13 protein-coding genes are annotated in these 13,519 nt (G+C 61.9%); 4 read left to right on the top strand and 9 right to left on the bottom strand.

Annotated elements, in window-relative coordinates; genetic code table 11:
• Positions 1-200: 200 nt before the first annotated feature.
• Entirely contained in the window at positions 201-743 is a 543-nt protein-coding gene (locus QMX96_RS09420; protein WP_058542066.1) for a hypothetical protein, read from the bottom strand.
• Between the two features lie 317 nt (positions 744-1,060).
• On the opposite strand from QMX96_RS09420, the gene QMX96_RS09425 reads away from it, so the two are divergent.
• Entirely contained in the window at positions 1,061-2,065 is a 1,005-nt protein-coding gene (locus QMX96_RS09425; protein WP_054915652.1) for a sensor domain-containing diguanylate cyclase, read from the top strand.
• A gap of 37 nt (positions 2,066-2,102) precedes the next feature.
• On the opposite strand, the gene lpdA is transcribed toward QMX96_RS09425, so the two are convergent.
• From lpdA to QMX96_RS09445, 4 genes are read right to left on the bottom strand one after another with little or no spacing between them, the layout of a single operon-like run.
• On the bottom strand, positions 2,103-3,485 hold the full coding sequence (gene lpdA, locus QMX96_RS09430; RefSeq protein WP_282361665.1) for a dihydrolipoyl dehydrogenase: 1,383 nt from the start codon (positions 3,483-3,485) through the stop codon (positions 2,103-2,105).
• A 2-nt stretch (positions 3,486-3,487) separates the two neighbouring features.
• Positions 3,488-4,783 carry a dihydrolipoamide acetyltransferase family protein gene (locus QMX96_RS09435; protein ID WP_282361666.1) on the bottom strand — a complete coding sequence of 432 codons (1,296 nt, stop codon included), beginning with the start codon at positions 4,781-4,783 and terminating at the stop codon, positions 3,488-3,490.
• Positions 4,784-5,842: an alpha-ketoacid dehydrogenase subunit beta gene (locus QMX96_RS09440; RefSeq protein ID WP_043861770.1), complete on the bottom strand. Its 1,059-nt coding sequence runs from the start codon at positions 5,840-5,842 to the stop codon at positions 4,784-4,786. It lies immediately after the preceding gene.
• Between the two features lies 1 nt (position 5,843).
• On the bottom strand, positions 5,844-7,076 hold the full coding sequence (locus tag QMX96_RS09445; RefSeq protein WP_043861771.1) for a 3-methyl-2-oxobutanoate dehydrogenase (2-methylpropanoyl-transferring) subunit alpha: 1,233 nt from the start codon (positions 7,074-7,076) through the stop codon (positions 5,844-5,846).
• Between the two features lie 199 nt (positions 7,077-7,275).
• Here QMX96_RS09445 and bkdR point away from each other — a divergent pair, with 199 nt between their 5' ends.
• From bkdR to QMX96_RS09460, 3 genes are all read left to right on the top strand, one after another.
• Entirely contained in the window at positions 7,276-7,767 is a 492-nt protein-coding gene (gene bkdR, locus QMX96_RS09450) for a Bkd operon transcriptional regulator BkdR (RefSeq protein ID WP_043861772.1), read from the top strand.
• Between the two features lie 235 nt (positions 7,768-8,002).
• Positions 8,003-9,244 (top strand): glutamine synthetase family protein, encoded by a 1,242-nt coding sequence (locus QMX96_RS09455; protein ID WP_282361685.1) that lies wholly within the window; start codon positions 8,003-8,005, stop codon positions 9,242-9,244.
• A gap of 173 nt (positions 9,245-9,417) precedes the next feature.
• Positions 9,418-10,758 (top strand): MFS transporter, encoded by a 1,341-nt coding sequence (locus QMX96_RS09460; protein WP_043861774.1) that lies wholly within the window; start codon positions 9,418-9,420, stop codon positions 10,756-10,758.
• A gap of 137 nt (positions 10,759-10,895) precedes the next feature.
• Here the strand turns inward: QMX96_RS09460 and QMX96_RS09465 are convergent, their stop codons facing one another.
• The 4 genes from QMX96_RS09465 to flgA form a co-directional block, all read right to left on the bottom strand.
• Positions 10,896-11,639, bottom strand: a complete 744-nt coding sequence (locus tag QMX96_RS09465; RefSeq protein WP_043861775.1) for a flagellar brake protein — start codon at positions 11,637-11,639, stop codon at positions 10,896-10,898.
• A gap of 80 nt (positions 11,640-11,719) precedes the next feature.
• Positions 11,720-12,187, bottom strand: a complete 468-nt coding sequence (locus QMX96_RS09470; RefSeq protein ID WP_043861776.1) for a flagellar protein FlgN — start codon at positions 12,185-12,187, stop codon at positions 11,720-11,722.
• Positions 12,188-12,233: 46 nt separating this feature from the next.
• The gene (gene flgM / locus QMX96_RS09475; protein ID WP_043861777.1) at positions 12,234-12,545 is read right to left on the bottom strand and encodes a flagellar biosynthesis anti-sigma factor FlgM; all 312 of its coding nucleotides are present in this window, start codon (positions 12,543-12,545) and stop codon (positions 12,234-12,236) included.
• A gap of 175 nt (positions 12,546-12,720) precedes the next feature.
• Entirely contained in the window at positions 12,721-13,473 is a 753-nt protein-coding gene (gene flgA / locus QMX96_RS09480; RefSeq protein WP_043861778.1) for a flagellar basal body P-ring formation chaperone FlgA, read from the bottom strand.
• Positions 13,474-13,519 lie beyond the last annotated feature (46 nt).

Here is a 13,519-nt window from a genome sequence, read left to right on the forward strand (position 1 = left end):
CCCGAACTCAGTAGTGAAACGATGCATCGCCGATGGTAGTGTGGGGTTTCCCCATGTGAGAGTAGGTCATCGTCAAGATTAAATTCCGAAACCCCTATCTGCATCTGCAGGTAGGGGTTTTGTCTTTGTGGGCTGAAAGTTTCCTGCAAGGCGGGCATAAAAAAACCACCTTGGGAGGTGGTTTTTTTACGTAATACGATTCAGGCCAGCGGGTCCGTCCTGTCCTTCTCGTCGGTGCCTTCTGCCGACAGTGTCTGTGAACCTGCCAGTGCATTGACCGCATCCATCTGTTGAGGCGGTTGCAGCTTGGCCATGGTTTTTATCTCCATTTCTTCCTTGATGCGTTGAGCGATCTGCTTGTCGATCAGTTCTTTCTTCTCAGGGGGTAACTCTTCGTATTCTTCAAGGCTCAGCCCAAGTTCGCGCAGCATCTTTTCGCGAATTTTCTGCTCGGGAGACAGTGCCATGTAGTCGCGAAACTCTTGCAAGGCAGTGCTCTCTGGTTCTTTCGTGTCGAAGATCTCTTCCAGGTTCTGCAGACTGACCTTGAACTTTGCGAACGCTTCTTGCTGGTTGTCGTGAAAGCGCTGCTCGGAGTGACTGGCACTCCCGCGCGTGTCGGACGTCGACTGAATGGCAACTGAAACAGGTACATACGGCACAGCATCGCTGTCTGTAGAAACACTGCTACGTTGCTGAGTGGTAGCGGCTACCTGCCAACCATAATCATTGATGATGCTCACCTGAAGGTCTCCCGATACTGTGCAGAGCAAGGGAAGAGCAAGGGCTGTGCCAGTTACCTCACGCTCTGAACCCTCTGTATTACAAGGGGGCAGCAATGCTCGGCCGTTTACTCTGGCACGCTGTTGCCCCAAAGAGGAGGATGATTGCCGCAGGCGGCAACAGCCAAGGCCTGCAGTTGGACGTGCGGTCGGTTCCGCCTGCCGCTTCCATTCTTTCGCGAGTATATTGTTCGAAATTTCGCGCAGGCTTTGGCGCATAACAATCGGCAGCACCATCATTGAGCTGGGGCGTAGTTGCTGGACAGGGGAGAGTGTCCATGAGTGAGAATACCGCTTGCGTGATGGCGCCATTGAGCGACCTGGGGCAAGAGCAACTGCAAACCCTTCTGGACCTGGTCAGTGATGGCATCTGGGACTGGAACGCCAACACCGGCCATGTCTATCGCAACCCGGGTTGGTATCGCATGCTGGGCTACCCCAGCCACTCGCTGGACAATACGGTGTTCACCTGGGAAAACGTCATTCACCCCGAGGACTACCCGCGGGTGATGGCCTGTTTCGAGGACTACCTGAGCCAGCGCGCGCCAAGCTACCAGGTGGAGTACCGTTGCCGTTGCAAGGATGGCAGCTACCTGTGGATCGAGGACAGCGGGCATGTGGTTGCGCGCAACCCTGATGGCTCGGTGGCCAGGATGTTCGGTGCACACCGCAACATCGACGACCGCAAGCGCCTGGTTGCCCATCTGGAGCAGCGCAACAGCTCGCTGGAGTCACTGATTGCCGAACGGACCCGGGAACTGTGCTGGGTGAACGAGCAACTGAAACGTCAGCTCGATGAGAACCGTGACCTGGCCGAGCGCGACTCGTTGACCCTGGCGGCCAATCGTTATCGCCTGGAAAAGGCCCTGCTTCAGGAATGCGAACGTGCCGGCCGCTTTCGTTTGCCCTTGAGCCTGATCCTGATGGATTTCGACGATTTCAAGCCGATCAATGATCGTTACGGCCACGCCCGTGGCGATACCGCCCTGGTAGAGGTGGTCGAACAGATCCGTAAGTGTGTCGGCCCCGAGCACCTGCTTGCCCGATGGGGGGGTGACGAGTTCATGGTGTTGATGCCAGGGAGTGACCTGCAGGCAGCAATGGCGGTAGCTGATGCCATCCGCCAGCAGGTGTTGAGGTTGCCCCCAATTGGCGAGCACCGCGTCACATTGAGTTTTGGCATCGCCCAGTGGCGTGGCGGCGAGCGCCCGGAGCAACTGGTCGCCCGTGCCGACCAGGCGCTCTATCGCGCCAAGGCCGGCGGCAAGAACCAGATCGCCTGATGCCTGGGCGCCGATGATCGACGCCCAGTGGTTCTGGCTACAGGTGCAACGCGTGCCCCAAGGCACGCAATGCAGCCTCCTGCACAGCCTCTCCGAGGGTAGGGTGGGCATGGATGGTTCCGGCCACATCCTCGAGCCGGGCGCCCATCTCCAGTGATTGTGCAAACGCGGTAGACAGTTCCGAAACCCCCACGCCGACAGCCTGCCAGCCCAGGATCAGATGATTGTCGCGACGCGCCACCACGCGTACGAAGCCGCTTTTGGATTCCAGCGTCATGGCCCTGCCATTGGCCGCGAACGGGAACTGCGCAACGATGCAATCCAGGCCTTGCTGTTGTGCGGCCTCGGGTGTCTTGCCTGCCACCACCACCTCGGGGTCGGTAAAGCACACTGCCGCGATGGCCACCGGATCGAAAACCCGCTGCTTGCCGGCGATGAGTTCGGCCACCATCTCGCCCTGGGCCATGGCGCGGTGGGCCAGCATCGGCTCGCCGCTCAGATCGCCGATTGCCCACACATTGCGCATGCTGGTCTGGCAACGCTCATCGATGGCAATGGCAGAGCCATTCATCTTGAGCTCCAGGGTTTCCAGGTTGAACCCTTGAGTGCGTGGCCGACGTCCTACGGCAACCAGCACCTGATCGGTTTCCAGCGTCAACTGTTCGCCATGCGGGTCCCTGATCTGCAGGCACTGGGTGGCGTTATCGAAGCCTTCGACGCTGTGCTTGAGGTACAGCGTCATGCCCAGTTTCTTCAGCGACTCGGCTACCGGCTGAGTGAGCTCGCTGTCATACGTAGGCAGGATACGCTCGCGCGCTTCCACCACGCTTACCTCGACCCCCAGCTTGCGGTAGGCAATACCCAGCTCCAGGCCGATATAGCCTGCACCCACCACCGTCAGGCGCCTTGGCAGGCGTTGCGGGGCCAGGGCTTCGGTGGACGAGATGATCGCGCCGCCCAGTGGGAGCATGGGCAGCTCCACACTGCTGGAGCCCGTGGCGAGCAGCAGGTGCTCGCACTGAATGCGCTGGCCTTCGACGTCGACGGTTTTGCCATCGACGATCCTTGCCCAGCCATGAATCACCGTCACGCCGTGTTTTTTCAGCAAGGCGGCGACGCCGCTGGTCAGGCGGTCGACGATGCCGTCCTTCCAGGCCACGCTCTGGGTAATGTCCAGGCTGGGAGCCTGTACCTTGATGCCCAGGCTGGAGTGCTGGCTGTGCTGACAAGTCTGGTGGAACTGCTCCGCTACATGGATCAGTGCCTTGGATGGAATACAGCCTATGTTCAGGCAGGTGCCGCCCAGTGCCTGGCCTTCGACCAGTACAGTGGGGATGCCCAGTTGACCGGCACGAATCGCCGCGACATAACCGCCGGGGCCGCCCCCAATGATCAGCAGGGTGGTATTGAGAGTCTGCATGGTCACTCCACAAACAGGCTGGCAGGTTGTTCGAGCAGGCCGCGGATGGCCTGGATGAAGAGCGCGGCGTCCATGCCGTCGACCACACGATGATCGAACGAACTGGACAGGTTCATCATCTTGCGCACCACGATCTGGCCGTTGACCACCATTGGCCGCTCGACGATGCGGTTGACCCCGACAATGGCCACCTCCGGCGTGTTCACCACCGGTGTGCTGACGATGCCGCCCAGTGCGCCGAGGCTGGTGAGCGTAATGGTCGAGCCGGACAGCTCTTCACGGCTGGCCTTGTTGTTGCGGGCGGCGTTGGCTACCCGGGCGATCTCGCTGGCATTGCTCCACAGGCTGCCGGCCTCGGCATGGCGCAGCACCGGTACCATCAGCCCGTTGTCGCCCTGGGTGGCGATACCCACATGCACTGCACCATGGCGGGTAATGAGCTGGGCTTCGTCGTCATAGGTGGCGTTGATCTGCGGGAATTCGCGCGCGGCGATCACCATTGCCCGTACCAGGAAGGGCAGCAGGGTCAGCTTGCCGCGGCTGTCACCATGCTTCTTGTTCAGGTGCACGCGCAGTTCTTCCAGCGCGGTCACGTCGATTTCCTCGACATAGCTGAAGTGCGCGACGCGGCGCTTGGCATCCTGCATGCGCTGCGCGATCTTGCGGCGCAGGCCGATCACAGGCACCTGCTCGCTGTCGTCACGCCTTGCATAGCCACCGGGGCCCGATGCACTGCTGATACTCGGTTGAACGAGAAAAGCGTCCAGGTCTTCGTGCAGGATGCGCCCGGCAGGGCCACTACCATGCACATAGCGCAGCTCTATGCCCGCATCCAGCGCGCGCTTGCGCACCGCCGGGGAGGCCAGCGGACGCTCGTTGGCCTCACGTGGCACGATCGTCGGTGAACGCTGTGCGTTGCCTGAAGATGCCGCTGCCGGGGTAGACACGACGGCGGGCTGGGGTTGGGCTTCGGGTACGCTGGCCTTCGGTGCGGCAGCTACCGCAGGCGGCGTGGCTACTGCCGGCTTGCCGGCGCCTTCCTGATAGTTGCCGGCCCCTTCGACCTCGATGCGAATCAGCTCGCTGCCTACGGCCATGACCTCACCGGGCTGGCCGCCCAGGGCCAGCACCTTGCCGGTGACCGGCGAAGGAATTTCCACGGTGGCCTTGTCGGTCATGACGTCGGCGACCACCTGATCTTCGGTGACGGTATCGCCGACCTTTACGAACCATTCCACCAGCTCAACCTGTGCGATGCCTTCGCCGATGTCCGGCATCTTGATGACGTGCGTGCCCATTCAGACCTCCATGACCCGTTTCAATGCCGCACCCACTCGCGATGGGCCGGGGAAGTACGCCCATTCCTGCGCGTGCGGGTAGGGGGTGTCCCAACCGGTGACACGTTCGATCGGGGCTTCGAGGTGATGGAAGCAGTGCTCCTGTACCAGCGCCACCAGCTCGGCGCCAAAGCCGCAGGTGCGGGTGGCTTCGTGCACGACCACACAGCGGCCGGTCTTCTTCACCGACTCGACGATGGTCTCCAGGTCCAGTGGCCAGAGGCTGCGCAGGTCGATGACCTCGGCGTCGATGCCGGTCTCTTCGGCAGCCACCTGGGATACATACACCGTGGTGCCGTAGGTCAGTACCGTCACCGCATTGCCTGGGCGGGTGATGGCAGCCTTGTCCAGTGGCACGGTGTAGTAGCCATCCGGTACGGCGCTGGCGGGGTGTTTGGACCAGGGCGTTACCGGCCGGTCGTGGTGCCCGTCGAAAGGGCCGTTGTACAGGCGCTTGGGCTCCAGGAAGATCACCGGGTCGTCGTTTTCGATCGAGGCGATCAACAGGCCCTTGGCGTCGTAGGGGTTCGAAGGCATCACGGTACGCAGGCCGCAGACCTGGGTGAACATCGCCTCCGGGCTCTGGCTGTGGGTCTGGCCGCCGTAGATGCCGCCACCGCACGGCATGCGCAGGGTCAGCGGGGCCACGAACTCGCCGGCAGAGCGGTAGCGCAGGCGGGCCATCTCCGAGACGATCTGGTCCGAGGCTGGGTAGAAGTAGTCGGCAAACTGGATTTCCACCACAGGGCGCAGGCCATAGGCACCCATGCCCACGGCGGTGCCGACGATACCGCTTTCGGAGATCGGTGCGTCGAACACCCGCGACTTGCCGTACTTGTTCTGCAGCCCTTCGGTGCAGCGGAACACGCCGCCGAAGTAACCGACGTCCTGGCCATAGACGACAACATTGTCATCGCGCTCAAGCATGATATCCATGGCCGAGCGCAGGGCCTGGATCATGGTCATGGTGGTAGTCGCCATGGCGGTTTCCAACTGGATAGTGGTGTTGTGATCGTTCATGTCAGATCCCCAGTTCCTGGCGCTGGCGCCGCAGGTGTTCCGGCATTTCCTTGTACACATCCTCGAAAATGCTCGCCGGGCTGGGCATCTGCCCGCCGGCCAGGGTGCCGTACTGCTCGGCTTCCTTCTGCGCACTGATGATTTCGGCTTCCAGCTCAGCAGTCACCGCCTGATGCTCTTGCTCCGACCAGTGCCCGATGGCCACCAGGTGCTGCTTGAGGCGGGCGATCGGGTCGCCGAGGGGGAAGTGGCTCCAGTCGTCGGCCGGACGGTACTTGGACGGGTCGTCCGACGTGGAGTGCGGCCCGGCGCGGTAGGTCACCCATTCGATCAGGGTCGGGCCCAGGCCGCGGCGGGCACGTTCGGCGGCCCAGCGCGAGGCCGCGTACACCGCGATGAAGTCGTTGCCGTCGACCCGCAGCGAAGCGATGCCACAGCCAACGCCGCGGCCGGCGAAGGTGGTGGATTCACCACCGGCGATGGCCTGGAAGGTGGAGATGGCCCACTGGTTGTTGACCACGTTGAGAATCACCGGGGCCTGGTACACGTGTGCGAAGGTCAGCGCGGTGTGGAAGTCCGACTCGGCCGTAGCACCATCGCCGATCCAGGCCGAAGCGATCTTGGTATCGCCCTTGATGGCCGAGGCCATGGCCCAGCCGACCGCCTGCACGAACTGGGTCGCCAGGTTACCGCTGATGGTGAAGAAGCCGGCTTCGCGCACCGAGTACATGATGGGCAGTTGGCGACCCTTGAGCGGGTCGCGCTCGTTGGACAGCAGCTGGCAGATCATCTCCACCAGCGACACGTCGCGGGCCATCAGGATGCTCTGCTGGCGGTAGGTGGGGAAGCACATGTCGCTGCGGTTCAAGGCCAGTGCCTGGCCGCTGCCGATGGCTTCCTCGCCCAGGCTCTGCATGTAGAAGGACATCTTCTTCTGGCGCTGCGCCACGACCATGCGGCTGTCGAACAGCCGGGTCTTGAGCATCGCGCGCATGCCTTGGCGCAGCACTTCGGGGCCGATGTCCTCGGCCCAGGGGCCAAGCGCACGGCCCTGTTCGTCGAGCACGCGGATCAGCCCGTAGGCAAGGTCGGCGGTACCGGCGGGTTCGGCATCGATGGCGGGTTTGCGGACCTGACCGGCGTCATTCAGACGCAGGTAGGAAAAATCGGTCTGGCAGCCTGGCCGGCCTGTAGGCTCGGGCACATGCAGACGCAGGGGGGCGTACTCGTTCATGCTTTTTTACGCTCGCTCTGTCTTGTGTTTTTGTTGAGCTTTGAAGCGGTCGCTACTGAACCCGGCTTGTGACCGGAGAGTCAGTCTTGCCTACATCATATTCCGCTGGCGGAAGAATATTTTTCTCAAGTTCATTGCCTTTGGGCTGGCTTGCGGATAAACATTCTTCAAAAGAACAAGAAGCAGGTGAATTTGTCTCATGCGCAAACTGGATCGTACTGACATCGGCATTCTCAACAGCCTTCAGGACAATGCCCGCATCACCAACGCCGAGCTGGCCCGTTCGGTAAATCTGTCGCCCACCCCCTGTTTCAACCGGGTCAAGGCGCTGGAGGAGCTTGGCGTGATTCGCCAGCAGGTGACCTTGCTGTCGCCCGAAGTGCTGGGGCTGGACGTGAACGTGTTCATCCACGTCAGCCTGGAAAAACAGGTGGAGCAATCGCTGCACCGCTTCGAAGAGGAAATCGCCGAGCGCCCGGAAGTGATGGAGTGCTACCTGATGACCGGCGACCCGGATTACCTGCTGCGTGTACTGCTGCCGAGCATCCAGGCCCTGGAGCGGTTTCTGGACTACCTCACCCGCTTGCCCGGGGTGGCCAATATTCGCTCCAGCTTCGCCCTCAAGCAGGTGCGCTACAAGACTGCGCTGCCGCTGCCGGCGAACGGTATTACGCTGCCAGGCACAGTGTAGACAGCTTCTACGGGTTGGCTGGCGGCGTTCGCCCAGCGATCGGGCCTACATGGTGCTTGATATTTTTAACACCCCCGGACTATGTTGTTCGGGTCGCCGTTCGCGGCTTGTTAAAAATAACAAGGATCAAGTCATGACGACCAATGGCCAACGTTCTCTCGCCGAGCGATTGACGGGCATTGATGAAATCGAATGCGTCACCCCCGACCTCAATGGCGTGCCTCGCGGCAAGGTGATGACCGCCGAGGGGTTCCTGGAAGGGCGGCGCCTGCAGATGGCACGCGGCGTGCTGCTGCAGTGCATCATGGGCGGATACCCTGCGGCACGCTTTTACGGCAGCGACGACGGCGACCTTGCCCTGGCGGCCGACCCCCTGCATATCTACCGCCTGCCCTGGAGCGACGAACCAAGGGCACTGGCGATCTGCGATGCCAATGAGCTCGATGGACAGAGTTCGGGCTTGTCCACCCGCGGCCAGCTCAAGGCGGTGATCGAGCGGTATCGCACGCACGGCCTGGCGCCAGTGGTGGCCACCGAACTCGAGTTCTTCGTGTTCGCTCCCAATCCCGACCCGAGCCAGCCGTTCCTGCCGCCCACCGGGCTGGACGGTCGGCGCGAGGACGGCCATTCGGCGTTCAGCGTCAGTTCCAACAATGGCCTGCGCCCGTTCTTCAGCGAGGTCTACCGTTGCATGGAGGCCCTGGGCCTGCCGCGCGACACCTTCATGCACGAGATGGGCGTCAGCCAGTTCGAGGTCAACCTGCTGCACGGGGACCCGCTGCTGCTTGCCGACCAGACCTTCCTGTTCAAGCACCTGCTCAAGGAGGTTGCGCTCAAGCATGGCCTGAATGTGGTGTGCATGGCCAAGCCGTTGGCCAGAACCCCAGGCAGTTCGATGCACATTCACCAGAGCGTGGTCGAGATCGACAACGGCCGTAACGTGTTCAGCGATGCGCAGGGGCAGCCAACTCCTGCCTTCTATCACTTCATTGGTGGCCAGCAGGCATGCATGGCCGACTTCACCGCGTTGTTCGCACCCAACGTCAACTCCTACCAGCGCCTGTGCCACCCTTATGCATCGCCCAACAATGCCTGCTGGTCGCAGGACAACCGCGCTGCGGGCCTGCGTATCCCTGCCAGCGCACCGGTAGCGCGCAGGGTCGAAAACCGCCTGCCCGGGGCCGATACCAACCCCTACCTGGCCATCGCCGCCAGCCTGGCGGCCGGCTTGTACGGTATCGAACAGCAGCTGGAGCCGGCGCCGGCGATCCAGGGCGAATTCGAGGTGCCCGACAACCTTTCACTGCCCTGCACGCTGCACGCGGCACTGGAGCGTCTCAAGCGCAGCCAGTTGGCGAGGGAACTGTTCGGGACTGAGTTCATCGAAGGTTACATCGCGTCCAAGACCCTGGAACTGACCAGCTTCTTCGACGAGATCACCCCGTGGGAGCGGCGCGTGCTGGCGGCACAGGCGTAACTGCGGGGCGGCAATGCCGCCTGGCGCCAGGGTAAGCGGAGGCAGGTGGCAGCCATGATCGAGATCATGGTTTGTCACCTGTTTTTTTATGCCCGGCCCGCCGCGTCGGCGTTTTTTTCACTTATGCTTTCAAGCAGTTTTTTCACCTGCTCAAGGGGCCCTCAGGGACGTCGATGCGAAGTATCTGGAAGTCTTTTCGCGCGCTGTATTTCGCCGCATTGATGATGTTGATCGGTTCCGGCCTGTTGAGCACCTACCTGGCCCTGCGACTGGCGGCCGATCAGGTCGACAGCCTGTGGGTCGGTGCGCTGATGGCGGCCAACTATTTCGGCCTGGCGCTGGGGGGCAAGATCGGTCACCGGCTGATCGCCAGGGTGGGGCATATCCGCGCCTACGCTACGTGTGCCGGCATCGTCGGCGCAGCGGTGCTTGGTCATGGTCTGGTCAGCTGGTTGCCGGCCTGGCTGCTGCTGCGGGTGATCGTCGGCCTGGGCATGATGTGCCAGTACATGGTGATCGAGAGCTGGCTCAACGAACAGGCCGACGCCAAGCAGCGTGGGGCGGTGTTCAGCGGTTACATGATCGCCTCCTATCTGGGCCTGGTACTGGGCCAGCTGATTCTGGTGGTTCACCCGCAGTTGGGCCTGGAGCTGCTGATGCTGGTGGCCATGTGCTTTGCGCTATGCCTGGTTCCGGTGGCCCTGACCCGGCGCATCCACCCCGCACCGCTGCGTCCGGCCCCCATGGAGCCGCGGTTCTTCATCAAGCGCGTCCCCCAGTCGCTGAGTACGGTACTCGGGGCGGGGCTGATCGTGGGGTCGTTCTATGGTCTGGCGCCTCTGTACGCCTCCAAGCAGGGGCTCAGTACAGAACAGGTCGGTGTGTTCATGGGCTGCTGCATCTTTGCCGGCCTGCTGGTGCAGTGGCCATTGGGCTGGTTGTCGGACCGTTACGACCGGGCCGTGCTGATTCGCAGTGTGGCGGTGGGGCTGGCCGTCACCTCCCTGCCATTGGCGCTGCTGCCGAGCGTGCCGCTCGAGGTGCTGTTCATCACCGGTTTTGCGGTCTCGCTGCTGCAGTTCTGCCTCTACCCGCTGGCGGTGGCGTTTTCCAACGACCACGTTGAAAGCGAGCGACGGGTCTCGCTCACCGCGATGCTGCTGGTGACCTATGGCGTGGGGGCGAGCATCGGGCCGCTGGTGGCCGGTGTGCTGATGAAGACCCTGGGCGACCAGATGCTGTACGCGTTCTTCTGTTTCTTCGCGCTGGTGCTGGTGTGGCGCATCCGTCCCAAAGCGGTTACCAACCTGCATCAGGTCGAGGATGCGCCATTGCTTCACGTAGCGATGCCGGCGGCAGGTTCACCGCTGTCTGCGGCGCTCGACCCGCGGGTTGATGAGCAGGTGGTGCAGGATCAGATGCAGGCACCGGTAGGTGCCGAAGATACCGAGGAGGAGGGCACGCCCGGGGAGGCTGAGGGCGTCGAACCTGTCAAGCCTGCGCCAGAAGTGTGAGTGGCGTGGGGGGCAGATAGTGGCGAAGGGCTGCGTCTGAGTTCCGCTGGCAGGCGGGGCGCCAGGCGCCCCTTTGCGGATGAATCCGTTGCCGCTGAATGGGTAGCGACCCTTGGAAATGTGAAGCGTGATGTCTATCAGTAATCGTCTTTGTCGAAGCGTCGCGCTTCACGTTGCAGCTGGTACACAAAGCTTTCGATCTTGCGCGCCATCTGTCCTGTCACGTTATGAAAGCGAATGCCGGCGAAGGTGGCGTTCAAGCGCTCTTCATAGTGCAGGTGGCGCAGCTCGACCATTACCTGAGAAAGCCCCAGCGGCAGGCCGGTAGCAAACTTCTCGTAGACCTGGCCCAACTGCAACCGCTCCTCGATATCGCCCTCGAAGCGAAGCTTGCAGCCAGTAGCCGAAATATCCAGCAGCTTGCCCTTGAGCGGGTGCTCGCCACGCAGTTTCTCGCCGTCGAAAATCACGTCGACCAGTTGCGACAGCTTCAGTGCTGCGCGAAACGCATTGCGACGCTGGTGATAGGTAACTTCTGTGGGCAGGCTGCCGCGGTAGCAGCGTGAGCCGTCAGAGGTGCTGATGCTCAGCGGGGTAGTGCAGTCCCAGGCAATGCGCACGCCGTCATGGAAGCCTTCGATACGGAATGGTTCGCCATTTTCGAGGAAGCGTTCGCCATCGCGCGGGATCATTTCGTCCAGGGCCATGCTGTTGCTGTCCCGGTCTACCTCCACCACATAACTCTGGAAGCGCTGGCTGCGTTCGGGGAACGTGATGATCAGTGGGTCATGGCTCTCTAGCAACATCCGCAAATGAGCGGCAATTTCCAAAGGCGTAGTCAGCACCTTCGGAGGCTGAGGAGCTTCTTCGTCATTGAACACGGTTGATGAATCTCCAGGCAAAAACGACACAGGCAATTGCTGGCATTCTGCCAGCATGAATCGTGCCTTGATAGAGGGGGTCACGCCTGGCTGAGTGCACGAGGCTTTGAAAGCGGCGATGTAGTGCCACGGGCATCGTAGAGCGACGGTGATTCGCCACCCATGAGGATCTTGATCTGGTTTTCGGTGGTGTACTGCTGAAGCTGGATCGCCTGGCCGTTGCGTGCGTTGACCGCCTGGCAATCATTCATCAGCGCAGCCAGCACATCGAGCTGCTCGATGAGCAGGGAGCCCAGGTCCGATTGCTCGGCCATGGCCACTACACCTTCGCGGCTTTGCGGCAGGCCCAGGTTCGCAAGCAGCGCACTACGTCGTTGTCCGCCTTGATCGAGCAGCACCACCAGCGATTGCTTGCGGGCCAGAATATTTTCCAGCAAGGGCATGTCGCGGCCATGCAGGGCCACGGCTTCAGCCTGCAACAACTCGAGCAGTTGTTGCGCTGGAGCAATATCATCTTCGATCAGTTGCAGCAGAGTAGTGTCGTGCATTGGCTGGCTCTTGGTTCTAGCGTCCTGAAGTCAGCGCGCCAGAGGGCTAGCGCTGGGCTTCGAAATTAAGCAGTTTGCTGGCGACGCGCTGGGCGTCCACCTGGTAGCTGCCGTCGGCGATGGCCTGTTTCAACTCGGCCACGCGGGCGCTGTTGACAACCGGTTGATCGCGCAGCTTGTCGCTGACCTGTTGCAACTGCTGGGCCTCGTGGCTCAGGTGTACGGCTTCTCCGCTCTGGCCAGCCTCGGTAGCGCTGGTGGCGGTGCGAGCAGTGGCCGTGCTTTCCTGGCTGTTGCCAGTGCGCACGGCGCCCGTCACGGACGGGGAATTATTCAAACGACTGAAGTCGATGACCATGATCAGAAAACCTCTGGGTGTTTGGACGCTTGCCTTGTTTTCGGCCAACCCGAAAGAAACTTTAGACGCAAATGCAGTGCAGCTTGCGCGGCCAGCCCATCAACCCGGTTCGACACAGTTTAGGAAAAGCGGTTCCTGATCGCCAGCCTTGTTTGTTCTGGCGTCGTGACCCGCTTCACATCGCGACTTCCACCTGCCCTGGTCCAGTGACCCGTGCCTTCACCACCCGTTTGGAGTTCAGATTGCGTACCCGTATCTGTTCACTGATGCCGCCCTTGCTCAAGGCTTCTCCCGGCATGCGCACGCTCAGCGTGCCGCTGCGGGCGATGATGACCACATGATCGCCCTTGCGGACCACTTCAGCCTGCTCCAGATGCAGCGGCGTGAGCACCTGATCGATGACCGTCGGTCGGATGACCTTCAGGCCCACGGCCTGCTCCAGGCTGGTCAGGTAGCCCTGGTTGAGCATGCCCACGTCCCGCTCGCGCAGGCTCACGTCCTGTTCGCCGACCACGCTGTCGCGCTTGAGCGGACGCGCCACGGTCACCACATTGCGAAACAGCCGCACCTGGGCCGGCACGAACACCGTCCACGGGGAGCTGCCATCGCAGCGTACGCGCACGGTCACCCTGCCCAGCGGTTGCGCCGGGCTTTCCAGGGTGGCGCCCAGTTGCTGGTCGCACAGTGGCATGCGCAGGCGCGGGTCGAGGCTGTTGACCTGGATCTCGAAGCGCCCTTCGGTCTGGCTGGTCGCCAGGTAATCCTCGACCGTGAATTCAAGAAACCCCTGAGTGACACCGATAAGCTGTTCAGGCAAGGTGAAAGCGTCAGCCAGAGTTCGAACGCCGGGGGCCAGCAGGCACAGCGCAGCAAGGATGCCGGGCAAGGGGCGGGTCAGGCGTCGGAAAAATGTCGTTTTCGTGTTCATACAGTTAAAAAAGCAAGGCGCGTGCCGACTGCGGTACGACGCTCGA

Source organism: Pseudomonas sp. PS01300, from assembly GCF_029960155.1.
Classification (GTDB): Bacteria; Pseudomonadota; Gammaproteobacteria; order Pseudomonadales; family Pseudomonadaceae; genus Aquipseudomonas; species Aquipseudomonas palmensis.